The organism is Mesorhizobium sp. M0983 (genome assembly GCF_040318975.1).
Lineage (GTDB): Bacteria > Pseudomonadota > Alphaproteobacteria > Rhizobiales > Rhizobiaceae > Mesorhizobium.
In genome coordinates this window covers 1-22,013 of the sequence record NZ_JAMYNH010000031.1, presented here as the reverse complement: position 1 = coordinate 22,013, position 22,013 = coordinate 1, and the positions used below count along the sequence as shown (strand labels likewise).

Genomic DNA, 22,013 nt, shown 5'->3' with positions numbered 1-22,013 from the left:
TTGGCCGGAATGGTGTTGCTGAACACAAACACCCCCAATGCCCGGCTACCCGGTTCGAACGTGATCGTCCATTCCTGCCAGCAGGGAAGCAATCAACGCTGGGATCATACTGGCGGCCAACTTAGGAGTCGTGCTTCCGGCCTATGCTTGACCGCGCATGACGGCGCACAGTTCACAATGGAAAGCTGCACTCCCGGCACGCGCAATCAGATTTGGCACCTGCCTCTCCTGCCTGCCGCACCTAGATGCTTGTGGCACGGGACAAACAGAATTCGATTCCTCGCAGCAGCCTCTAACAGACGCGACAGCGCAGTGCGAAAGACCACCGCGGAAAACTTAGGAAAGAAGCTGTACGGATTGTCCCTGCGCCGAAAGCAGTTTGGCGGCCTTCCGGTCAAACGAGACGAAAGTCTCCCCGCCAAGCCAGCCGCCGTCAAAAGCGATCACGCCGTCCGCGAAATCGCCGCCGGCATCGAGGACTGACAGCCCTGCCTCAACTGCCGGCCGGTTGACGACAACATTCGCGGTGTTCAGCAACGCCCGGATCGCCGCGGCAATATTTTCGCGCTCTGTCTGGTATTGCCTGGCCAGAACCCAGGCGAACTCGCACAAGGCCTGCAAGCTCACGGCCACGATGTCCGCTTTGGCCAGCAGGTCGACGGCAACGGCCGCCTGCCCCTCATCATCGGCGACATAGGCGCGCAGCAGCACATTCGTGTCGGCCGTAACCCTCATTCCTTGCCGGACCCGGCCGCGGCGCCCGCTTCCGCTATCGCCTCGTTGATCTCCTCGATGCTGAGCACCTGGCCGTTCGTCTTGCCTCTGAGGAAGCCGTGGAGGTCCCGGAACGACCCTTTCGCCCGTGCCGCCTTCAATTCCGCCCGACCGTCGGGCAGCAGATCAAGCTCGATCTTCTCGCCCGGCTTGATGCCCAGATGTTGCAGCACGTCCTTGCGGAACGTCACCTGTCCCCTTGTCGTCACTGTTAACGTTGTCATATTAAACATTTCCTGTTCATCGCAATAAGATAATGCAAATCTGCATTATTATCAATGCAGATCGTCGGGGCCAAGCTTGGCGTCCATGCGGCGACAGAATCGGATTCCTGCCGTTTAGAAAGCCGCCAGGCACTGTGGATTCGCTCTCGCCCCCTAGTTCGGCAGATTCGTTGATTTCCCAACGTCGAGTGGATCACGAACGGTCGCTTCGAGTATCTCGAGATAGCTTTTTCGACGTTGCGGCCGGTCTGGACCGCTGCCCTCCATCTGCTCTGCGATCTTCTTCAGATTTTCCGCCGCCGGCCAGAAACGACCATCACCTTGGCGAATTCGCTCATAGCGGACAAACAGGGCAGGTCAGCCACGATTGGCGGATCCAAGGGGCTCGCGCACTTCCGTGCTAATGGACATCTTGCAACCGATGCCGACCGGTTGCCCAAGAAAGCGCTTCTTCGAGCCGGTCGTCTCCCCAAAAAGTTTCGCCATTTACCACGAACGCAGGCGAACCGAAAATTCCGTATTCGCGCGCCGCATCGGTTTCCATCTTGAGCCGCTCGTGGGCGGCGGGTGCGTTGGCCTGAGCGATCACCGCATCCACGTCTTTGCCGAGTGGCCGAAGCACGTGTTCAAGGTGGGCTCTGTCGCCGAGGGCCACGCCCTCCAAATACCAAGCCTTGAAGCTCTCGATTGTATAGTCCTCACACCAGCCGCCTTCCGCGGCGACCATAGCAACCCTGTTGGCCAGAAGGTCGGGGTCGGTTGGCCAGATGGGTGCATTTACGAAGGGTAGCGCGTGAGTTCGCGCCCTGCGCTGCACGTCACGCCACATGTATTTGACCTTGGCGGTCTGCGAGCGAAGCGCAATGTTGTTTTCCGCCATGACGGTGCGGACATTGAATGGACGCCATCTGACGGTAATGCCAGCGTCCCTCGCCAAAGGGCCGATACGCATGACGGAGAGGTATGCATAACCACTCCCAAGGAAATAGAAAAATTCGAGTTGCCTCATCCGCTGTCTCCTCGACACTGTCTGGAGCCCGGGCGTTCACGCGATCGTCGACGCCACCACTACGCTGCCAGCTGCCCTTACCAAGACTTCACGCGTCGCCTCCCAGTTTCCTGGTCGTCATGGCGCATCGAAGGCATCCTGCCCAAACATCAGGGTAATTGCTGAGTTCCTGTATTGCGCAAGCGAGATCCCTGTCTTCGCTCTGTGAAAAGGCTTGCCGAATTGCTTCCCAACCACGCAACGTTACAGTGGAAGAGACGATCCACCTGGCATCTTCCGCCTAGGCTGAAGCACAAGCTGCTGCCTTGAACCGATTCACGAGCTGCAACGTATTCTCTCGTGATTGGGCAAAGTCTAAGCTAAAGCCAACTATGGCCTCCTGCCTCCCGACGCACACTATCGCCCAACGTTGGAGCGTAGGCAATATTGTATTAGCGTCAACTTGAATACCGCCATCGTCGCTCCCGGCTCACCCTGGCGCGGCGAATAGGCATTGGTGACGTGGTGGCGATCACCGCGGCACAGGGCGCGGGCCTATCCGCGTCTCAGCCGCAGCTCGCGCGTGACTCCCGGCGGCGAAATTCGAACTCCGGACCCCTAGAGTCGAAGTTACTAGTGTCAAAATAGTTGTTTTAGATGAATTACTTAATCAAAATGTCGTTTTCGAAAGCCTTGGAAATCCAAGATCATCGGATCGCCTAGAGTAGAGGCTTCGTCTCGCGCACTTCCTGGTTCTGTCCGCGATCGATCCAGCCGTTGGCGATTGAGCAGCATGGAATCGCCGAATTCATGCGTGCGATATCGGTGCTCGGCGAAGGCCGCGGAGGCCTTGGCGAGCAGAGCATCATCGGCAAAGGCGCGCAGCAGCTCGAAATGGCTTTCGCCGGGCTGGTGGACGCCTGTTAGAATCGCATCGACCACGCGAAGTGGGGTGCCCCGCGCGATGCGCCCTGTCGCAATGCCATTTGCGGCACGCACATTGCCGCCGGGATTGGCGGCTGCCTCAAGTGCGCGCACTACGCTCGTGCCGATCGCAATGATGCGGCTGCCGCGCAGCTTCGCCCGCGCGACCTGGGCCGCGGTGCGCTCGGGAATGCGGTACGGCTCGTCGAAAGGGAGGCGCAAGTCGAGCGCGGGGTCCCCGGTGGAAGACACGCCCGCGGCATGCGTGAGTGTTGCGAAGCCCACGTCTCGCCGACGCCAGGCCTGGAGCGTGCGCCAGTCGAGTGCGAACCCTGCCGAGGGCGCCTCGAACGCCACCGGCCCGGCGGCAATCTTCGTCCAAACATTCCAAAGTGCCAACGGTTCGCGAACATTGGCATATTGGATCGGCCGGCCGTGCTGCGCCACTCCTGCAAGCACCGCTGCGCGGTTGCCTCGGAAGCGCAATTCGAGAAGGCGAGGATGGTCGAGAAGGCGCTCTATGACGGCTTCAAGCCGGCCGAGCCGGAGGTGATCGCCTGGTGATAGCGGGGGCGGAGGCAGCCGATTTTCCGTGCGCATGCGGTGATCGCCCGCGCCGAAGGCAATCGCCAGGAAGTTGGTTGGGTCGGGAAATGTCAGCCAGCCTGCCAGGCGGATCTCGATCGCCTCGTCGCTGGGAAGGTGCGTGCCGCGCAAGCTGGCAGGCAAGGTCGCGGCGTCATTGGCGATGACAAGATCGCCGGCATCGAACAGTATCGCGAGTTCAGTGCGCGGCAGGTCGCGCGTCGCGCCGTCCGCCTCCACGACGAGCAGCCTGGCGGCGCGCCGATCCGGACGGTCGGCGGCAATCATCCGCGTGTCTCGGCGAGAAGTGTTGCGCCGGCCGGCAACGTATCGAGCATCTTTTCGATGATCTCGGCAGCAGCCAGGTCGGGACGCTTCAATGTCGACGGATCGGCGTCAGGAAGCGCCAGCGCGTGCAGCGGGGTGTCCATATCGCCGGGGTCGAGCGCGAGGTGCCGGATGCCGTCGGCCTTCGCCTCCTCGTCCCAAATCGCCGTCAGGTGAGCAAGAGCGGCCTTGCTCACACCATACGCGCCCCAGCAGGGATAAGCGTTCACCGCCGCGTCGCTGGAAATGTTGATCACCAGCGCGCCACGGTCCTCGCGCGCGGACGCGGCAAGTGCACCGAACAGTGCTTTCGTCAGCCGGAACGCGCCGACGAGGTTGACCGCGAGCGCTTTTTCCAGCTCCTCGCACTCGGTATCGGCAAGGAGCGCCAGTGGAACGGGCCCGAGGCTCGACGCATTGTTGATCAGAACGTCGAGCCCGCCTAGGCTCGCGGTGACCTGCAACGCGATCGGGTAGATGTCGTCTTTTTTGCCGACGTCGCCGACGATGCCATGTGCGCCCGTCTCGTCAGCGATGCGTTCGACGTTCGCGGCAGTGCGGGCAACGAAGGCGACGAACGCACCCTCTCTGGCAAGCTGCCGGACAAGGGCCAGTCCTAGGCCGGACGTGCCGCCGGTGACTGCTACACGAAGTCCCTGAAGATCAATGTTGGTCAGCATTGACGATACTCCTTCAATCCGTACAACTTATTGGTACAAGCTGAAGTTAACTTGAGGTCAAGCATTCATTCCGTGGATCGATGCCGACCAGACTCACGTATCGAGGCGCACCTTCGCCTTGTCGGCCAGCGGGCTGATCGCATGCGAGCGGGCCGGAACGGGCGCAAGCGCAGCCGCGATCATGCCGAGCCGGATCGCCTTATCGTCTTGACGCCGCGTATTGGCTGTCGATCGAGGCGATCGGCTCCGAGTTCACCGTGATTATCAGGCCGGTGAAGGAAGCGTGTCGCCGTGCAAGCGCCATCGGGTTGCGGCGGCGGAAACAATTCTCAGCCTCGCCGAACGCCACCAGTACACTACCAATCTGCAGGCGCGGGGCTTGGGAGGCTCGCGATCGGGCCTGGTCGGACTGATGCCGCCCATCCACGACAATCGCTACTTCTCCGCCATGGCGCAGACTTTTGAGGGACATGTGCGCAGCCGGGGCCAATGCTCGGTCGTGGTCAGTGCCAGCCGCGACCAGGAGAGGAACGGCGGACGCGGAGACGTTTTCTCGATGACGGCGGCTTCTCCGGCTGACCAAGGCCCACCGGCTTCACTCAACCAAAGAAATATGATCATGATCTGGACCGAGACGATCGGCTTCCTCGGAAGCTTCTTCGCCGTTCTCACCTACTCAATGAAGCCTCAATGAAGCCATGCTGTGGCTGCGCATAACGGCGGTGCTGAGATGGTTTGTGCTTTGCCGCCTATGGCGCCCCTCATCGGCAGCTTACCCTGAGCCTGATGGAACTGGTGCTGCTGCCGATTAATGCCTGGCGCCTGTTCGAACTTCTCCATCAAACTCAGCCGGGCCGGATTCAGGGGGCCCGAAAATGCCAACACCGCATCTCTGGCTGCTGCTCCGGTGGGCGCTTTCCCTCTGGGTGCTCGGCCGGATCTGGCTTGTGATCGCCGCTAGCGACCGCTTTCAGGAAGTGGCAGAGCTCGTCTCAACCGCCGAGACGAGGCGCAAATTCGCCTAGCGCCTCAACGCCGCATAGTTCCGCCTTTGATGGGCGACAGTGGACCGGCGGTTTTCGGGATGACCATCTTCCATGCCGAACGGCTGTGATGCGACGCATTGCGGAAATCGAGCCCCGTAACTGAGCGGTGGCTTTCAGAACATGATGACCTCTCAGCGAAGTCGAGAGGCCATCGTGATCAGATCTCGGTTCCCTCGGCGATGTGAGCGCGTCCCCGACCTCGACATCCGGATGGCGAACCGTATTCTCGATCTCGGTGTGCCCAAGCAGGATCTGAACCGCCCGGAGGTTGCCTGTTGCCTTATAAGAAGCGGATCGAAACCGGAAGTTCGACGCGAATTCAACGGAGAGCTCGCCGGCTGTTCACGCTGCTCTACGCGCTCAGTCCTAAGACAAGCCGCCAGAGAACTGGCCTTCCAGAAGCGACGCAGGTCAAGGGAACGTCGCCTCGCCGGGCATCTTTGCAACTGCGACGATCACTCTGGCACGCCGGAGATGCCCAGCGCCTCGACATAACGCTCGGCGAACACCTCGTCCAGCCACGGGTTGATCTGTCTCTGCAGGGTGAGCGTGTAGGTCGGGAACGCCTTCATAAGACGCCGCGCCGCCGCCTGCGCCTCGTCCAGCCGGTTGAGTTTGACCAGCGCCATGATCACCACCCGGTGCGAGGAGCCGTAGTTCGGCATCTCGTGCAGCGCGCGTTCTCCCCATGCCAGCGCTTCCTCGTAGCGCTCGAGCATCAGGTAGCTCATCCCGATGCCGGAGAGCGCGATGCCCTTCTCGGGGTCGATCGGGCTCAGCCGCATTGCCCTGTGAAAGTGCTCGATGGCGACGAGCGGGCGGCTGGAATGTGCGTTCACCCAGCCGCTGCCCGTATGGCCCTGCGCCGAATTGGGGTTGAGCAGCAGGGATCGCTCGATCGTGCGCAACGCCATCTCGTAGTCCTTCGCGCTGTAGGCGATCACCTGCGCGGCGAAGCGTAGGCTCGTGGGATCGTCGCGCGCTTCCGCCAGTACCTCTCGCGCCATGCGCGCGGCGACTCGGATATCGTCGGGCTCGTGCCAGCACTGGCTCACGGATAGGCTGCGGATATAGGCGCCGAGTGCCTTCGCCAAGTTGAAGCCAGGGTCGATGCTGAGCGCCTCGTTGGTGAGCCGGCGCACGTCGGCAAAGCCTTCGCGCGTCATGCTGTAGAAGCGCGGCAGCGCGCGAAGGTAGAGGTCGTAGGCGCTGATGTACTCGGTCGGTTTCATGCGCGCCTGCTTGATCTCCTGCAGCCGGATGCTCGGTTCGACCGCACCGACGACGCTCTCGGTCACCTTGTCCTGCAGGTCGAAGATGTCGCTCACATCGCCCTCGAAGCGGTCAGTCCAGACATGGTGCCCACTGATCGCGTCCACCAGCTGCCCGCTGATACGCACCCGCGATCCTGCTCTGCGGATGCTGCCTTCTAGCACGTAGCGGACGCCCAGCTCGCGCCCGACCTGGCGCAGGTCTACCGCCCGGCCCTTGTAGGTGAAGGACGAGTTGCGGGCGATCACGAAGAAGGAGTTCACCCGACTCAATCCCGTGATGATGTCCTCCACCAGCCCGTCGGCGAAGTATTCCTGGTCGGGGTCGCCGCTCATGTTGGTGAAAGGCAGGACCGCGATCGAGGGTTTCTCGGGCAAGGGAGGCGATGCAGCCACCGAGGCGCTGGTGTCGGACTCGACGCGGTAGGCGCGCACGGGCCGCTCGATGTTCTTGAGGCGCAGGTTGCCGAGCGGCCTGAAGCCGCAATCGAGCTTGCCCTGAAGGTGGTCGTACGCGGTGCCGGAGACGACCACGGTGCCGGGATCGGCGATGCTTTCGAGTCGGGCGGCGATGTTGACCCCGTCACCGTAGAGGTCGCCGTCCTCCTCGCAGACCACGTCGCCGAGATTGACACCGATGCGCAAGCGAATCCGCTCTTCCTCGGGCATCTCCGCCTCATGTTCTGCCAGGGCCTGCTGAATCGCCATTGCCGAGGTCACCGCGTTAACGACGCTCGCGAACTCGCACAGCATGCCGTCGCCGGTGAGCTTGACGATCCGACCCTGGTGCACAGAGACCAGCCGTTCGAGGAGGTCCTTGCGGTACATCTTCAGCCGCTCGAGCGTGCCGCGCTCGTCGCGCTCCGTCAGGCGCGAATAGCCGACCACGTCGCAAGCCATGATCGCTGCGAGGTGGCGCTGCGTGGTCACTGCACCGCTCAGCCAAGCGCCTGCACGCGGGCCGCCCCGCGTCCATGTCCTGCCAACTTCCAGACGCCCCATGCGCATGGTATCTATCTCTCCCAGTCGCCGCCGTCGCCGATATAGAACGCAGAACGCAGCTCGACCTTGCCTTCACGAGGTTTCGCTAACCCTCTTGCGAGGCGTGGAGCGTTCCAGTCGCCGCGCCCACGCAGCCTCTGGAGACGCTGACACGTCACTCCCAGAAGGCCGGAGATATTTCTTGCCCTGTGTAACCGGTTGACGCCACCGTGGCGGTGCTTTTGTCACGGCGATGTAACAGCGAGATGGCCTGCGAGCGCGCGCATCGGGCATTACACCAGACGTTTGCGCATAGAGGTGCTGAGGTCGGCAGGTGGTGCGGGCGCGACCTTCAGCATGGTCAGCTGCGATGTCTGGCTTTTGGGCGAAAGCAAAATCCGCCTCTGCGGCCGATATTGAAGCGTAAAACTGCCATTCACTTCGTGATAGATGTAGGCCGGCTTCAATTCAGAACCGACCTCGGCCAAAGGCTACCTTTGAGCCAAGATGGCCTTAGTTGCATGTGATTGGGCAAACACGCCGACTTCCTCAGTCGGCTATTGTCAAGCCGCTCGGGCTTCATGTCTTCGCCGCTCACCATTTTGTCACGGCGGAGAAATCGAGTTTGCCTGAGCCGAGGATAGTCACTTTCGCAACGACGCCCACCTCGGCCGGTACCCTCAGGTCCATGGCGCCATGGGCCTTGGCGAAGACCAGGAATTCGGTACGCGTGGCGTTGACGGCCTCGGTGACGAGGATCAAACCAGTCGAATTCGGCATTCCGGCACGCATACGTATTGGTGGTCAGGCTCGCTGGCGGACGCCCTGTTCCGCCTCTGGTTGGCGCGAGCTAGCCTTTCGAGCCGGCTGGGGCGATCGCGCCTGGAACAATATCCGTGTTCTGAGCCACCTTGATTCGCCATCCCGACTGCCCTTCTTGGACAATCAGAAGCAATATGCCTTTCCTAACCCCGGCCGGGGAGCCGTCCGGAGCAAATGCTCCCGTTAGCGTCCAAGTGTAATGAACAGAAGCAAGCCCCGGAGCCAATTTCACAACCGACGAGATATCGCCTTCTAATCGGCTATCCCGAAACATGGTGTCATGGGTGGCTCGGTGCGCCGCTTCGATCTCGGATCGGTTCTTCCACCAAACACCTACGACGTTAACGAAATTAGCATCGGAAGCGAACAGAGACGCAAACTCATCCATGTCATGCCGGTTTCAAGCGTTCGCAAAAGCGGTAGCGACATGCTCGGGCTTATCAGACGTCACGCTCATGACCCACGTCTCCTGCGTACCTCCGCTAAGCATATAGGAGCCCGGACCGGATGCGACACGGCAAAGGTCAAATTTCAAATTGACGCACTAGCGGCAGCGGAGGAATTGCGACATCCAATGTGGGATCCTGTTACGATCCCCTATGGCCATCCGAATAGTATCCTGGCGCTTCTTTCCGCCTTCGCCTACGGATTCGCAAAACTCGTTGAACGTTATGGCGGCGTTGGCGATCAGCCTTCTCCATGTGAAGAAGGCTCAACCCTTGATTGCCCAGACCGCAATGCGCCGCCACCTTAAACCTGAGCCTAAGCATTCGAGCGCGCTTGGAATAGGAAGTCGCGTTCGCGCCAATCAAGCGGAAGACCAAAGTCTGCACGGCAGAAGAGCGAATTGATGGCTATCATCGTGACATGATAGCGTTGCCGCACCTTGCCCGAGGACGGCGTCTTCGCGCCATTCCATGCACATGCCATGCGTCGCAGTTGCGCCACAAATGCTCAGGGCGCCAGTCCGGCCTTCCCCCAAGTGACAATCCTGGCGTCAGGCGCCGCAGGCTGATGGATGTTGTCTGGTCGGTCATCTTTGATGAAACCGTACCGGATGCAGACGCCGAAGGGGGGCGGAAGCCGACTAAGAGCCCGCCAATTTCGTCTAAGTTCATGTCCGCCGTTTGCAAGTAAAAATGCGAAAAGACACTACGATGCAAGGACTTAGCTTGCGTTCTTGAGCCTTCGACCTTTCTCTAGCACGCGGCAGTAGTCCGGAGCAGTGGGTCTGAGTGCCCCTATTCTGCTCCTAGTTTTTGACGTTCGGAGACGACTAGATGGCCAAAATCAAGCTAACCAAATCTGCGGTTGACGCCGCCGCCCCGCAGGACCGCGATTACGCATCCGGCAGGGTGAAGACGGTGCAGGGCGCGGCGATGCCGCGCAGCACGTGTTCGCCCAGCGGCACCAGCGGTGTGGTGATCTCGGCGGCGAGCGCGCCCGAGATCAGCACCGAGCGGCCGAGCGGCCGGCATAGCCCCTCCAGCCGGCTGACCAGGTTGACCGCGGGGCCGATGGCGGTGAAATCCAGCCGGTCGACCGCGCCGATATTGCCCCACAGCATCTCGCCGAGATGCAGCGCCGCGCCGAACGGCAGCCGGGGCAGGCCCTGCGCCTGCCGCCCCGCATCGAGATGGGCCATGCCGGCGCGGGCGGCGACGACGGCGCGCAGCGCCGCCTCGCAGGCCTCGGCCGGCGCAGCGGTGACCGGGAAAATCGCCAGCATGCCGTCGCCGATAAATTTCAGCACTTCGCCCCCAAAGGCGTGCACCGCGCCGGCGACGCGGTCGAACCAGGCGTCGAGCGCGGCGATCACCGTCGTGGGCTCGGTTGACTCGGACAGGGCGGTAAAGCCGCGCAGGTCGGCATAGAGCAGCGCGGCGCGAATGGTTTCTCCGGTGCCGCGGCGCAGGGACCCGCCTTGCACCCGGGCGGCACTGCGCCGGCCGAGATAAGCCTCGAGCAGCGCTGTCAGCGCCGCCCGCGCCGCAAGTGCGGCAAGGGGCGCCGCGGCGAAGCGCGCGGCCTGGCGCAGCCGGGCAGCCTCGGCGGGGCCGAACGGCCGGGTTCCAGCCCAGCCCAGCACCGGACTATCCGGCGCCCGGCCAACCGGGCCCTCCTGCACCGTGCCGAGCTCCGCCAGCCAGTCGCGCCCGGCCTGGCCGAGCGGACCGCCGGCGAAGCTCAGCGCCTCGATCACCGCCCCTGTCTCCGCCCGCCAAAGCCAGGTGCGGCGGGTGATGATGGGATGCGGCACCGCGAGCGTCAGCGCGCCGCCGGCCAGCGGCAGGCCGTCAGCCAGAAGTCGGCCGCCGAGCTCGGCCAGAAACCGGTCGGGGGCGGCCGAGGCGCCGGCCTCGTCCACCAGCCAGGCGAGAGGCGCGGGCAGATCCATGGCGCGATTATGCGGCCACCGCGCCCGGCCTGTCATCCGCGCCGTGACGATGCGCAGCCGGCCCGCCGATCTATCCCCCCGCCCCCGGCGCTGGTACGGTCCGATCCTCGATGGCGCCGGGTTCGACCCGCCCTGCGAGCCGGCATCCGCCGTCAAATTGCAACGGGCTCACGGGCGGCGATATCGCGCGCGGAAGGCCGTCACCGCCTGCCCGTGTGGCCGTATTTGGGATCCGGGCCGGGATCACGCCCGGCTGCAACCTCGCCCAGCCTGCCGAGGTAATGAGCCCAGCCCTCCGCATGGCCGGCGCATTGCTCGGCATTGGGCAGGCCGGAGTGGGTCAGGCGCAGCAGCGTTCCGTCCGGCTGCTCGATCAGATCGATCTCAACCAGGCTCGATCCCGGCGGCACCTCATCGCTCTCTTCCCAGCCGAAGCTGTATGCCAGACGGTGCACCGGCACCACCTCCCGGAAGGTGCCGCGAGCGACGCGAGCCCCGGTAACATTGACGAGATAGAGCCCGCCGGACTGCGGCTCGAGCTGCGCCTCCGTTCCCATCCAGCGCAGGATCTTCTCCGGATCGGTCAGGAGGGCAAACAGCGCAGCGGGGGGCGCCGGGATGTGTGTCTCGCGGCGGACGACGAGGGCCTCTTGCATCGGCTTCCTCCATAGTTGCGACAGTTGGAGCAATTGTAAACCAGTTGGCTGCTCGTGCGATAGAATAGGATCGGACATCTACTCTGGAGTGACAAGTGTGGCGAGATTCCGATGGGCACTCGCCGATCACAGCCGCGGCGCATGCGCTCCGCTTCGGGAGCGTTCGAAGCGTTGGGTGCCGCATCCGATATCCCGAGGATCGATTCTCAGAGATCAGTTGCATCACCGGAGATTGGTTTCGGGCTGACGCCACGCGAGCTGCACGTGCTGCGGCTGGTGGCGACCGGCAGGTCGAATAAGGTGATCGCTCATGAGCTCTGCCTCAGCGGAAAGACCATCGACCTGCACCTCTGCAAATTCGCAGAACCTAAGCGCCAAAACTGGCGCGGTGCTCCTACGCGTAGCTGATTCCCGTCAGTGACCGGGGTTTCGGCGCGGAAACAGGCAAGCTGCGGCAGCTTCATGCCCCGTCGTCGCCCTCACGCCACCAGACGCGGAGCAGTTCGTGCAGTCGCGGCGACATCGTGGAGTGGCGGTCCTTGCGGCCCTTGCCCTCCTGGACGCGGCCGAAGTTGATCGGCCGCAACACCAATGCGCCCAGTATGATGATCGGCCAGCGGGCCGCGGACATGATAGTCCATCAAGAAGTGCTGCAGTGACGCCCGTCGATCCCGGGCTCCTACGCAACATCCATTTAGGGACCATCTCTCTATTATTCTGCAGGCGGACGCGTGCCGGTTCTCAAAGGACGTGTTGAGCGCGCCATCAGACACTCCAGGACCGGCTTGTGAAGGCACTGCGCCTGCGCGTCATCAGCACGATCAAAGGAGACCAATGCTTATGCGCCTGAGTTCATGGCGGACTTCAACGCTCGCTTTGGCAAGGACGATCCTGCCGGTGGCTTCGGCGAAGCGCCGGGCCGGTGATCTGAACATTCCCCTTTGCGGCGATATCTTCGGCATTCCACGAAACGAACGACGGGAGTTGGATATGAGAACGGAAATGTTGCTCGACGCAAAGGTCTCGCCGAGTCGGCCACAGGGCGAGTGTTCAGGTTCTGAGCAGCAGGCTTGAACTTCTGTACGACAACGAACTCAGCCTGATCATTCTCCCAATTGACTGCCGAAAATGACCGCCTTCTTACAACTAACCGCCAAGCCACATTTGGCATTTGCAACTCGCGCTGGGGTGTCGACCGCTTCTCTCACGCTCCCCCCATATAGATTTCCATGATCTGCCGGTCGTCGCGCACGTCCCGACGCGTCCCCTCGAAGCGCTTTTCGCCGGCCGCCAGGATGTAAAGCTTGTCCGCAATCGGCATCGCCTCGCGGATGTTCTGCTCCACCATCACGATGCCAATGCCGTGCGCGGTGAGGGTGGTAATGCGTTCGAGCGTCTCGATGACCATGGCCGGCGACAATCCGGCGGAAGGCTCGTCCAGCAGAATGAAGCGCGGTTCCGAAACCAGTGCCCGCGCCAGCGCAAGCATTGCCTGCTCGCCGCCCGAAAGCGAACCGGCCGCGGTACGCCGCCGCCGTGCTAAAGAGGGATATTGCTCGATCAGCGCCTCGATGCGCTGCTCGACTATCCGCCGGTCCGCGATGGCGTAGCCACCCATGCGCAAATTCTCCATCACTGTCAGGCGCGGAAACACACCGCCGCCCTGCGGCATCAACACCAGACCCTGGCGCACCACTTCATGGACGGCAAGGTTGGAGAGTGTTGATTCACCCAGGCGCGCCGTACCGCTCCACACCGGCAGCGCGCCGACAATGGCCTTGAGCAGGGTCGACTTGCCACTGCCGTTCGGCCCGAAGATGCAGGTAATCTTGCCAGCTTCCGCGCTCAGCGAGACGCCATGGACGATCTCCTGCTTGCCGTAGCCGGCGACGATGTTGTCGGCGGTGAGCGTGGTGCTCATTGTGGCCGCCCCAGATAGGTCTGCATAACTTCCGAATTGCGAACGATGTCGTTGAAAGGCCCGGTGGCCACGACACGGCCTGCATCCATGACAATGATGCGGTCGCACACGTTCCGCACCATTTCCATGTCGTGCTCGATGACCAGGACGGTGGTGCCGCGCTCGCGCAGCCGCGCGATGGCCTCCACGATGATCTTGCGGATGCTGGGATGCACGCCCGCTGTCACCTCGTCGAGCAGAATGAGCGAGGCCTGGCGCATCACAACGCGCCCGAACTCCAGCAGTTTCTGCTGGCCGCCCGAAAGATCGGATGCGCGGTTGTCTGCGACATGCTCCAGCTTGAGCAGCGCCAGCGTATCGGCCGCCCGTTCGCGCGCGCCCCGCCAGTGGCCCTCGGCCGCAGCCGCCAGCAGGTTTTCGGTGACGCTCATATTGTCAAACATGGCCGGAATCTGGAAGGTGCGAGCAAGCCCCAGCCGCGCGATCGTGTGAGCCTTTCGGCCGCCGATTTCGTGACCGTCGAAGCGGATCTGGCCACGATCCGGCGTCACCGTGCCCGATATCAGGTTGAACAGAGTCGACTTGCCAGACCCGTTAGGCCCGATCAGGCCGGCGATCTCGCGCCGACCGACGTCCAGGGAGACACCGTTGACGGCCTTGATGCCGCCGAAATGGCAGTGGAGTTCGCGCACGACGAGAATAGGTTCGCCGGTGCCAGAAGTTTTGCCCTCGGCGGCGCTCAACTGGGCCGTCCCGGGCCGCCGCCGACAAGATTGCCGACCGCCTTGTCCAGCACGGCGCCAGACTTGGCCACGCGCCTCGAAAACATGCCGACGATGCCGTTCGGCAGAAACAGCACCACCAGCACGATGGCCGCGCCCAATATGGCGATATAGAACGCGGTGTCACCCCAGTACATCCAGATGATGCGGTTTACGACAAAGAGCGCCACACCGCCCAATGCCGGCCCCCACAGGCTGCCCAGCCCGCCCAGCAGCACCATCACCACCATCTGATCGGTGATGTCGCCGCCGAAGACGCTTTTCGGATTGATGAACGTGACCCAGTAGGCAAAGATCGCGCCAAATACCGAGGCGGTGACGGCACTGAGCACGAAGGTCTGCAGCTTGACCAGCGAAGTATTGATACCGATAGCCTCGGCCGCCGGCTCATGATCGCGCAGTGCCTTGACCTTCAGCCCGAAACGCGAGCGCTCGAACAGCGCCCACGTAATGAGATAGGTGAGCGCAGCCGCGCCGAACATGGCGAAGTAGAAGAAGCGCTCGTCAAGAAAGGGCGGCAGCCCAATGCCGCCGATGCCGCCGGTGAAGTCCATCACCGAGGCGAACTGTATGAGCACCTCGGCGAAGGCCCAGGTGGCTATGGCGAAATAGGCGCCGCGCAGGCGCAGCGTCGGCGCGCCGATGATGATGGCAAACAGCGCCGTCACCACGATACCGGCCGGGAGGGTGGCGAAGAAGGGCCAGGCGAGCCTGTCGCCCATCAGCAGCGCCGTAACATAGGCGCCGAGCCCGAAGAAGGCCGAATGGCCGAAATTGATGTAGCCGGCATAGCCGCCGAGCATGTTCCAGGAGCAGGCCAGCCCCGCCCACATCAGCGCGCCAGTGGCAATGCGCAGCCAGTAGTTGTTGACCAGCATCGGCAGCAGCGCCAGCACAACGATTACGGCGATCAGCAGGAGGAGGACGGCCCAGCGTGGCTTCATGTCCCGCCTCACAAGCCGTGCCGCAGGATCCCGCGCGGAGACACGAGAAGGACGAGGAATAGGGTGCCGAAGATCGCCAGCAGCGAATAGCTCGACCCGACATAGGTCGCGACGAAGGCTTCGATGACGCCGAGCAGCAGCGCGGCGACGAGGGCACCGCCGACGGAGCCCAAGCCGGCAAGCACAGCCACGAAAAATGCGAACAGAGTATAGCGCAGGCCGACTTCCGGGTTCACTGAAAAGATTGCACCCATTAGTACGCCGGCCATGGCAGTGATGCCTGCGTAGAGCCCGTAAACAGTGGCGCTGAGGCGGCGGATGTTGACGCCCATCAGTGCGGCGTTCTGCCGGTTTTCAGCCGTCGCTCTGATCGCCAACCCATAGCGGGTGCGGTAGAGGAACAGGAACAGTCCGCCGGCGATGGCGATCGCGAAGACCGCCGCGGCCACGCGGATCAGGGGCACCGTCACGGGCCCGACGGCGAGGCTCTCGCCGCTCAACACGGTCGGCACGCTGTGGGTATTGAAGCCCCACGCGGTCAGCATGCCGCCGCGCAGTAGCGTGAACAGGCCGAAGGTCAACGCCAGCGCCATCAATTCCGGCCGCGCCGTGCGGCTGTTGCGGACATTGTAGAGGATCGGCCCAATCAGATAGCCGATGGCGCCGAACAGCATGAAGGCCACGGGGATCGCCAGGAATCCGTCGACACCCAGTCCGGCACCCATATAGTAGCCGAGATAGCCGCCCAGCACGACCCAGCCGCCCACCGCGAAATCGATGACATGCAGCACGCCGAAAGCGAGCTGGAAACCGATCGTAAAAGTGGCGATGACGCCGCCGATCAGAAGGCCGTTCAGCAAGGTCTGTAGGAATAGATCCAACGCGGGAACCGTCCGTCAGCCAACGAAAGGGCAGAGTGCCGCGGCAAAGCGGCCGTACACACGATAGCATGGTCCGTCATTTTCCGAGCACGCGCAACCACCGTCATTGCGCCGGGCAAGGGTGATGGCGACGAGGCCGCCCCCACCCTGTCCAGAACCGGCTATTTCCAAGCTGGCAGCGGGTAGGTGAGGTCCGCTGCCGCGGCCTCTTTCGGCCCCACCGCTACGGTCTTGCCACCCTGAATCTGGATCAGCACCGGCACCGGCTGGACGTTGTCGTGGTAGTGGTTGCCTTCCTTCTCGAACTTGATCGGTCCGTAGAAGGTCTGGATGTCGGTCGCGGCTATCGCGTCCTTAAGAGCAACCCTGTCTTCAGGCGTGAGCCCCGGCTTCTTGCCAAGCCGCTTGACGGCATCGCCGAAAACGAGACCGCTGGCCGCGCAGGCCGCTTCGGTATAGTCGGGCTCGTGCCCGGACTTCTTTTGCGCCATCTCGGCAAACTCCTTTGCGGTGCCGAAGAAGTCGTCCTTATATGAAACCGACGGCAGCCACACGGAGACGCCGCAGGTACCGTCGGCGTCCGCGGCGAGCGCCTGGGCGAAGGCCGGGTCGGTGACGCCATAGTGCATTATCAGCGCCTTGGGCCGGAAGTTCAGCGACTTGGAGGTCTTGACGACATTGATCAGCGGCTCCTCATGGCCGCCGACGGCGACGATATCGGGATTGAGCGCTGCGATCTTAGAGATGACGGGAGTAAGGTCGCCAGAGGCCGGCACCAATTCGTAGGCGACGACTTCCAATCCGGCCTCCTTGGCCCCGTCGCGAAAACCTTCGCCGGTTTCCTTCGAGAAGGGTTCGTTGACGCCGATCACAGCAATCGTCTTGGCCATGGGGTTAGACAGTTTCGCCAGCACGGCCAGCGATTTACCCGCAGTGGTGTCCACGGCCGGGATGATGCCGAAGTTGAATTCCGGCTTGGCCTTCCAGACGTTTGGGGATTCCGCGGAGCCGGAAATCATCGGCACCTGGTACTTCTGGCAAATCGGCTGCACGGCGATAGTCGAGCCGCTGGTGTAAGGGCCGAATAGCACGTCGACCTCATTCTGGACGATCAGGCGCTCGGCGGCATCCGCGCCGGTCGCCGGGTTGCTTTGGTCGTCACCGTAGAACATGTCGACCTTGAAACGCTCGCCGGCGACTTCAACCCCGCCCTTGGCGTTGACGGCCTCCGCCCATAGGTCGTAACCGCGTTTGGTCAGGTTGCCGCCGAGGATGTTCTCGCCCGACAGCGAGGTGATAACGCCGGCCTTGAATGTCGTCACCTGCGCGCATGCCGCTCGCACAAACGGGCCCAACGGGCCGGCTGCGAAGGCGCCGGCGCTGACGCCGAGGAACCGACGGCGCGAAAAACGTTTGCTGTTCGTGAACATCACTCAACTCCCTTCATCCGTTATCAGATTGGAAACCGACGATATCTCCTGTTTATACCACTGTATGCCTTTTGTGCGGACAGAGAAGATATGCCTGGGTCAACAGGCAATGCGTAAGGCGGCTTCGGGTCATCAACGCGTAGAGGCGCCGCAGGCTGTGGATGCTCAATGCCTCGTCGTGCACCAGCTTCGTCGACGTATGCCTTTTGGGCGCCATTGGCGCCGCGAGCAGTTGTAGACGCGGCTCCTATTCTGCACCTAGACAAGTTTGCGAGGCATCAAGGAACGAAGGTCTAGTCATTAAGACATTGATTTTTCTATTGATTTATGTTCCTCGCGACGCTCCGTCGCATGGTAGACAAACCACTTTTTGAGAGGCAAGGCGCGAGATAGCCCTCGGATCATGGTCGCGGAGGGGTGGGATTCGCCGATCATGGCCTCTTCGCCAAGATGACGCCTTCGGCAGCCTTTTGATTTCTTTAAAACGGTCGCCGCAGTTTCGAAGATGGAGCCCCACGGAACCAAATCTGTCCGCTCGCGTCCGGGTTGGCTGGGCAAAGCCGGCCCGGCGCCCGAAGGCAGGCCCAAGCGGACAAGTTCATTCCAAATTGGGTTACTCGGGCCGTTCTGCCACAAAGAGAGTATCGGAGAGAAGCCCAAGCCGGTCGCGATCCGCGGCGGGTATACGATCTGAATTTATTCGGGTGACCGTAAAGCCGGCGTCCTCGATACGCTCCTTGATATCCGGTCCGTAGGCTCGCACGTGATCCGATCCACCAAAGCGCTCGTCGCGCTCGCTCAGTGACATAGATGGCGTCGCTTCGATCGTTTGGCGATAAATAAGCGGCACCTGGATCCAGACCTGCCCTCGGGGCTTAAGAGATGACCAAAGTTGCCGAAACACATGCCGATCATCAGGTACGTGTTCCATGACATGACTTAAGACGACGATATCGAGATCGCTGGTGCGACGCATGTCCATCAGGTCAATTTTCACGGTATCGGGGCCGTACCGTCCCGGCTCGAAATCGGCTTTGATTAGATTGCCCGCTTGAGAGAGTCTCTTTGAAAGACCCTTCTCGCTCGGCGCAATCTGGAGAATTTCAAGCTGCCCCGCCGGCAACTTGATAAGCCTACGGTCTAGAGCACAAATCAAAAACCGCTCACGATCCACGGCATGACAAAGCGGGCAGATAAGAGTGTACGCTCCGAAACGGTAAAAAGCCGCGACATCGCGATCGCAGGCATTGCAGTGATGAGCCTTGCTCATCGGGAGGAGCGTCAGGGCAAAGGCTCTGAGCCAATCTCGGTACGAATGAAGTTTGCGTGTGACCCGCCGTACTGTGATACGATCACCATAGCTGCGAAAAAGAGATAGAAGTCGGCTTTCTCGAACATTGTTCTTCCTTGATGGTTTCAGCATGTCGCCTCTAAGGTTTTTTCACCCAGGGGACGATAATTAGCGCCAGCTGATATGAAGTCGAGTCTGCGGAGCAGCCCGTGCTCCCGATCGGTCGCTGACGATGCAGGGCGTGGGAGCCAGGCCCTCGCGCTAACGCTGGGACAGCGGCCAGCAGGAACACGCGCTGGCGGGGCTGCTAGTCCTAGTTGTCCTATTCGAACCCCGCCTTTGAAGAGAAAATTCGATCATCGTCATTGCTGCGCCTTGTCCGGGCTTCTCGACAATGGCCCGCATCGTCAAATTCGCCGGCCACTCGCTGCGCGCTGGCCTCGTCGGCCGAGGTCGACGAACGCTATGTGCAAAAACAGCTCGGCCATGCCTCCGCGGAGATGACCCGCCGCTATCAGCGTCGCAGACATCGCTTCCGCATCAACCTGACCAGGGCTTCCGGCCTCTAACGAACCCCCTGCTCTGCCGTTGTTCCGCCGCTCAGGTTCGCGCGAACGGCCTCACCCTGAGCGCCAAAAGATTGGTTTTCGGCCATTCGGGCTGCCCCGGAGCCTCCGGGCCTGTTTCATCGCCAGGACAGCTGGTCTTTCGGCAGCCGACCGCTCGGATCGAACACGTTCACTTTGTGCGGAAGATCGGGACCCCAGTCCCATAGCACCAGATTGCGGTCTTCCGTCTCCGCGCCCGGAGCAAAACTCGGCACCAGAATTCCAGCGATGCCTTCAGGCCGCAGCCGGTCATAGATGGACCAGGATGCAGGTCGCTCTCCGTTGCTGAGAGCCGTGGCCCAGGCGCTCCCCATGTCCGCAAGCGTGACAGAAGATTCTCCCCTGCCCTGCTCGGTTGTCAGATCAGTGATGTCCTCGCAGTCCACCTCATAAGAGCACAGCACGCAGGGGTCGATGCGATGCGCGAAGCCCTGGTTGGCTTCCTTGACAGCCGTCATGACGGTCAGCGCCAGATATAGCGCGGGCACACCTTTGGGATTGAATCGAGCGCCCCTGATCGCCGCTCCATCACCGGAACTCGGCTTGAATGCCCAACGTGGATCATGCGCCCTGTAGCAGGTTCCGACAAACCTCAAGCAAAGCCACCCAGGGCCATGTGATCGAGGTAGTCGCGAATAGCAGCGGCCTTGCCGTCCTTCACGAGGGCTTCGGCGGTGCGTCCACCGAATGCCGGCAGCGGCTGGGCTCGGTACCAGGCCATGGCCTGTTCCTTGCCTCCCGCCCAATCCGTCACGCGGCTGATGATTTCGAGCATCTCGCGCAGACGCCCCTGCGTCTTTGCCGTGCGGCTGCGCTCCAGCCGATAGAGGGTTTCGCGGGCAAGCCCGGCCGTCTGAGCCAACTGACCCTTGGACATTCCAAAGCTGTCGGCCACCTGGTCAACGGCAATTTTCCCGGCACGGTCCATATAGGACAAAACCAGGGGTTCATTCTGCATGGATTTCTTGAGGGCTTGCCCCATGGAGTTCCTTGTCATATTAGCAGCCGTATTTACTGTGCAAAACATATGGCGCTTTTCGACTGGTTTCAAGCCCCCAAGCGCATGGCGTTGTTTGGCGGCTTCTGGACGCGTGCCCCGGGCGACAGCACCCGCCAGATCTCGTCCAGCGGGCATGTCACCTTCGTCCTCCAGGGAATTCGTTTTCGCAAGGACGGCACACTCGGCAAATTGCACGAAACGCTGACGTTGTCTTTCAAAGACGAAGGCAAGCGGAGGGAGGAGGTTGGTGGCCGATCAAAAGTTTGAGCGATATCCTCGTGATGTGCGCGATTGGCGCCGCGAGCAGTTGGTTCGGTGTCTCGCGACACTCCGGCGCATGGTAGACAAACCCCGTTTAGGAAACGAACGTCCGTCCCGACGGAGGGACTGCGCGATTCAGATGTCCGGATCGTCGAGAATGCGAGAGATCGTGCTGCGCCCCAGCGCACTCATGGCGGGGTTGGTGCGATGGTAATACCAGACGAGACCCATTGTCTGCTGGAATGCCCAAGCAACACCACGCTTCCACCAAAGATCTTCAACCTGAAGGCCGCACCGAAAGGTCGCTCTTCGCTCGCGGTCTAGAAGATGCCACGCGACTACCAAATCTAGCGACGGGTCGGCTGGTCCGAAACTGCCGCCATCAAGCACTCCGACAAGACGCCCGCCCTGCACGAGAAGGTTTGCTGGGATAGGGTCCCTATGAGTCATCACGACAGGCCCAGCGGATGGCAACTCCCGGAAGCGAGTCCACAAATCGCGCAGTCGAGCCACATCAAGAAGGCCCTCGCTGTTTTCAAAGCAAACACTCATCCAATCGTCATGATCGGAGAGATGTCCACCACGTCCTTGCCCTCGAAGCGTCGGCCCCGTGTGTCCGCTTGGCGCAACGATGCCACGAGGTGTACAAGGTCTAGGGCGAACGTCGTCGATCCACTTAGCCCGTGCGGCGTGGCAACCTCGCCTTCAATCCAAGTTTGTAACGCCCATGGCATTGGGTAGTGAGGACCTGGCTCGCCGAGCCCAATCGGTTGAGGCGTCGGAAATAGCAATGTTCCCCAATCTCGACCATGGCAGCGGCCTCTGACCGAAGCATATTGGCGCATTCGGTCGGATTCATCGCCCTCAGTGGGAACCGCGCCGTGCTCTTCGAGCCAATGCGGAAGATGGCATTGACGGTTCCCGACGATCTAACTGAGGAGATGTCTTCATGACGATACTGGGGAAACTGGTCGCGGATCATCTGGCGGGCGATATCGATGTCGATATCCACCTGGTCGTCATGCATCATGAATTCTCGTCCTGCCGAGCTCGAATATGCGCAGCACCCGAGGCATTCCACACTCTTGTCCTACCTCCACCGATGCCATCAAAATCTTCGATAGTGTCCTGAAGGTTCTGCAAAAAGTTTTGGAGAGAGAACGGCGCTTGCTCTGAAGGGCGAGCGGCCATGGCACGGTGGTGACGTTGCAATCACCGA

Annotated in this window: 28 protein-coding genes and 5 pseudogenes; 8 read left to right on the top strand and 25 right to left on the bottom strand. The window is 61.7% G+C overall.

Annotation, left to right across the window (positions count from 1 at the left end; translation table 11 throughout):
• Positions 1–9: 9 nt before the first annotated feature.
• A pseudogene (locus tag NKH71_RS30280) lies at positions 10–210 on the top strand (ricin-type beta-trefoil lectin domain protein); the annotation flags it as partial.
• A 126-nt stretch (positions 211–336) separates the two neighbouring features.
• Here the strand turns inward: NKH71_RS30280 and NKH71_RS30275 are convergent.
• From NKH71_RS30275 to NKH71_RS30255, 5 genes are all read right to left on the bottom strand, one after another.
• Complete coding sequence (locus tag NKH71_RS30275; protein WP_352516340.1) at positions 337–735, bottom strand: type II toxin-antitoxin system VapC family toxin; 399 nt, start codon at positions 733–735, stop codon at positions 337–339.
• Complete coding sequence (locus NKH71_RS30270; RefSeq protein ID WP_031194881.1) at positions 732–998, bottom strand: AbrB/MazE/SpoVT family DNA-binding domain-containing protein; 267 nt, start codon at positions 996–998, stop codon at positions 732–734. Before NKH71_RS30270 ends, NKH71_RS30275 begins: the two co-directional genes overlap by 4 nt.
• A gap of 400 nt (positions 999–1,398) precedes the next feature.
• On the bottom strand, positions 1,399–2,007 hold the full coding sequence (locus NKH71_RS30265; RefSeq protein ID WP_352718074.1) for a 2-hydroxychromene-2-carboxylate isomerase: 609 nt from the start codon (positions 2,005–2,007) through the stop codon (positions 1,399–1,401).
• A 645-nt stretch (positions 2,008–2,652) separates the two neighbouring features.
• Positions 2,653–3,783, bottom strand: coding sequence for an S-adenosylmethionine:tRNA ribosyltransferase-isomerase (locus NKH71_RS30260; RefSeq protein ID WP_352895828.1), 1,131 nt, complete (start codon positions 3,781–3,783; stop codon positions 2,653–2,655).
• Positions 3,780–4,502, bottom strand: a complete 723-nt coding sequence (locus NKH71_RS30255) for an SDR family NAD(P)-dependent oxidoreductase (protein ID WP_352718070.1) — start codon at positions 4,500–4,502, stop codon at positions 3,780–3,782. The genes NKH71_RS30260 and NKH71_RS30255 overlap by 4 nt, the downstream gene beginning before the upstream one ends.
• 316 nt (positions 4,503–4,818) lie before the next feature.
• On the opposite strand from NKH71_RS30255, the pseudogene NKH71_RS30250 reads away from it, so the two are divergent.
• A pseudogene (locus NKH71_RS30250) lies at positions 4,819–5,028 on the top strand (LacI family transcriptional regulator); the annotation flags it as partial.
• Positions 5,029–5,377: 349 nt separating this feature from the next.
• Entirely contained in the window at positions 5,378–5,527 is a 150-nt protein-coding gene (locus NKH71_RS30245; protein ID WP_023721868.1) for a hypothetical protein, read from the top strand.
• Positions 5,528–5,705: 178 nt separating this feature from the next.
• On the opposite strand, the pseudogene NKH71_RS33560 reads toward NKH71_RS30245, so the two are convergent.
• The 7 genes and pseudogenes from NKH71_RS33560 to NKH71_RS30215 form a co-directional block, all read right to left on the bottom strand.
• Positions 5,706–5,842: pseudogene (locus tag NKH71_RS33560) on the bottom strand (integrase); the annotation flags it as partial.
• Positions 5,843–6,003: 161 nt separating this feature from the next.
• Positions 6,004–7,749, bottom strand: a complete 1,746-nt coding sequence (locus tag NKH71_RS30240; RefSeq protein ID WP_352895825.1) for an adenylate/guanylate cyclase domain-containing protein — start codon at positions 7,747–7,749, stop codon at positions 6,004–6,006.
• 344 nt (positions 7,750–8,093) lie between these two features.
• Positions 8,094–8,288 carry a hypothetical protein gene (locus NKH71_RS30235; RefSeq protein ID WP_352516339.1) on the bottom strand — a complete coding sequence of 65 codons (195 nt, stop codon included), beginning with the start codon at positions 8,286–8,288 and terminating at the stop codon, positions 8,094–8,096.
• Positions 8,289–8,394: 106 nt separating this feature from the next.
• Positions 8,395–8,580: a hypothetical protein gene (locus NKH71_RS30230; RefSeq protein WP_156948243.1), complete on the bottom strand. Its 186-nt coding sequence runs from the start codon at positions 8,578–8,580 to the stop codon at positions 8,395–8,397.
• A gap of 70 nt (positions 8,581–8,650) precedes the next feature.
• Positions 8,651–9,010 carry an SgcJ/EcaC family oxidoreductase gene (locus NKH71_RS30225; RefSeq protein ID WP_352895822.1) on the bottom strand — a complete coding sequence of 120 codons (360 nt, stop codon included), beginning with the start codon at positions 9,008–9,010 and terminating at the stop codon, positions 8,651–8,653.
• Between the two features lie 951 nt (positions 9,011–9,961).
• On the bottom strand, positions 9,962–11,020 hold the full coding sequence (locus tag NKH71_RS30220; RefSeq protein WP_352496562.1) for an adenylate/guanylate cyclase domain-containing protein: 1,059 nt from the start codon (positions 11,018–11,020) through the stop codon (positions 9,962–9,964).
• A gap of 200 nt (positions 11,021–11,220) precedes the next feature.
• On the bottom strand, positions 11,221–11,676 hold the full coding sequence (locus NKH71_RS30215; RefSeq protein ID WP_352496561.1) for an SRPBCC family protein: 456 nt from the start codon (positions 11,674–11,676) through the stop codon (positions 11,221–11,223).
• Positions 11,677–11,787: 111 nt separating this feature from the next.
• On the opposite strand from NKH71_RS30215, the gene NKH71_RS30210 reads away from it, so the two are divergent.
• The gene (locus NKH71_RS30210; RefSeq protein WP_352496560.1) at positions 11,788–12,084 is read left to right on the top strand and encodes a helix-turn-helix transcriptional regulator; all 297 of its coding nucleotides are present in this window, start codon (positions 11,788–11,790) and stop codon (positions 12,082–12,084) included.
• A 52-nt stretch (positions 12,085–12,136) separates the two neighbouring features.
• Here NKH71_RS30210 and NKH71_RS30205 read toward each other — a convergent pair whose 3' ends face one another.
• A complete protein-coding gene (locus NKH71_RS30205; RefSeq protein WP_023723176.1) occupies positions 12,137–12,307 on the bottom strand; it encodes a hypothetical protein in 171 nt (56 codons plus the stop codon).
• A 103-nt stretch (positions 12,308–12,410) separates the two neighbouring features.
• On the opposite strand from NKH71_RS30205, the pseudogene NKH71_RS33555 reads away from it, so the two are divergent.
• Together NKH71_RS33555 and NKH71_RS30200 are read left to right on the top strand one after the other, a co-directional pair.
• Positions 12,411–12,560, top strand: a pseudogene (locus NKH71_RS33555) (ISNCY family transposase); the annotation flags it as partial.
• Entirely contained in the window at positions 12,511–12,750 is a 240-nt protein-coding gene (locus NKH71_RS30200) for a hypothetical protein (RefSeq protein ID WP_352496569.1), read from the top strand. The pseudogene NKH71_RS33555 and the gene NKH71_RS30200, both read left to right, overlap by 50 nt.
• 130 nt (positions 12,751–12,880) lie before the next feature.
• Here the strand turns inward: NKH71_RS30200 and NKH71_RS30195 are convergent, their stop codons facing one another.
• From NKH71_RS30195 to NKH71_RS30170, 6 genes are all read right to left on the bottom strand, one after another.
• Entirely contained in the window at positions 12,881–13,597 is a 717-nt protein-coding gene (locus tag NKH71_RS30195; protein WP_352496559.1) for an ABC transporter ATP-binding protein, read from the bottom strand.
• Positions 13,594–14,340, bottom strand: a complete 747-nt coding sequence (locus NKH71_RS30190) for an ABC transporter ATP-binding protein (RefSeq protein ID WP_352496558.1) — start codon at positions 14,338–14,340, stop codon at positions 13,594–13,596. Before NKH71_RS30190 ends, NKH71_RS30195 begins: the two co-directional genes overlap by 4 nt.
• Entirely contained in the window at positions 14,337–15,323 is a 987-nt protein-coding gene (locus NKH71_RS30185; RefSeq protein ID WP_352496557.1) for a branched-chain amino acid ABC transporter permease, read from the bottom strand. Before NKH71_RS30185 ends, NKH71_RS30190 begins: the two co-directional genes overlap by 4 nt.
• Before the next feature lie 8 nt (positions 15,324–15,331).
• Complete coding sequence (locus NKH71_RS30180) at positions 15,332–16,204, bottom strand: branched-chain amino acid ABC transporter permease (protein WP_352496556.1); 873 nt, start codon at positions 16,202–16,204, stop codon at positions 15,332–15,334.
• Positions 16,205–16,365: 161 nt separating this feature from the next.
• Complete coding sequence (locus tag NKH71_RS30175; RefSeq protein ID WP_352496555.1) at positions 16,366–17,634, bottom strand: amino acid ABC transporter substrate-binding protein; 1,269 nt, start codon at positions 17,632–17,634, stop codon at positions 16,366–16,368.
• 613 nt (positions 17,635–18,247) lie between these two features.
• Positions 18,248–19,057, bottom strand: coding sequence for a class I SAM-dependent methyltransferase (locus tag NKH71_RS30170; RefSeq protein ID WP_352496554.1), 810 nt, complete (start codon positions 19,055–19,057; stop codon positions 18,248–18,250).
• A gap of 268 nt (positions 19,058–19,325) precedes the next feature.
• Between NKH71_RS30170 and NKH71_RS30165 the strand changes: the two are divergent.
• Positions 19,326–19,494, top strand: a pseudogene (locus tag NKH71_RS30165) (integrase); the annotation flags it as partial.
• 116 nt (positions 19,495–19,610) lie between these two features.
• Here the strand turns inward: NKH71_RS30165 and NKH71_RS30160 are convergent.
• Positions 19,611–20,129 carry an RES family NAD+ phosphorylase gene (locus NKH71_RS30160; protein ID WP_352496553.1) on the bottom strand — a complete coding sequence of 173 codons (519 nt, stop codon included), beginning with the start codon at positions 20,127–20,129 and terminating at the stop codon, positions 19,611–19,613.
• Positions 20,126–20,515: an antitoxin Xre/MbcA/ParS toxin-binding domain-containing protein gene (locus tag NKH71_RS30155; protein ID WP_031195508.1), complete on the bottom strand. Its 390-nt coding sequence runs from the start codon at positions 20,513–20,515 to the stop codon at positions 20,126–20,128. Before NKH71_RS30155 ends, NKH71_RS30160 begins: the two co-directional genes overlap by 4 nt.
• 45 nt (positions 20,516–20,560) lie before the next feature.
• Here NKH71_RS30155 and NKH71_RS30150 point away from each other — a divergent pair, with 45 nt between their 5' ends.
• The gene (locus tag NKH71_RS30150) at positions 20,561–20,800 is read left to right on the top strand and encodes a hypothetical protein (RefSeq protein WP_352496552.1); all 240 of its coding nucleotides are present in this window, start codon (positions 20,561–20,563) and stop codon (positions 20,798–20,800) included.
• A gap of 129 nt (positions 20,801–20,929) precedes the next feature.
• Here NKH71_RS30150 and NKH71_RS30145 read toward each other — a convergent pair whose 3' ends face one another.
• The 4 genes from NKH71_RS30145 to NKH71_RS30130 form a co-directional block, all read right to left on the bottom strand.
• On the bottom strand, positions 20,930–21,346 hold the full coding sequence (locus NKH71_RS30145; protein WP_352895814.1) for a phosphotransferase: 417 nt from the start codon (positions 21,344–21,346) through the stop codon (positions 20,930–20,932).
• A complete protein-coding gene (locus tag NKH71_RS30140; protein WP_352895849.1) occupies positions 21,343–21,528 on the bottom strand; it encodes a protein kinase family protein in 186 nt (61 codons plus the stop codon). The genes NKH71_RS30145 and NKH71_RS30140 overlap by 4 nt, the downstream gene beginning before the upstream one ends.
• Complete coding sequence (locus tag NKH71_RS30135; protein ID WP_352516338.1) at positions 21,471–21,824, bottom strand: protein kinase family protein; 354 nt, start codon at positions 21,822–21,824, stop codon at positions 21,471–21,473. The genes NKH71_RS30140 and NKH71_RS30135 overlap by 58 nt, the downstream gene beginning before the upstream one ends.
• A partial coding sequence (locus tag NKH71_RS30130) for a hypothetical protein (protein WP_352895811.1) occupies positions 21,814–22,013 on the bottom strand: 200 nt, incomplete at its 5' end. The genes NKH71_RS30130 and NKH71_RS30135, both read right to left, overlap by 11 nt.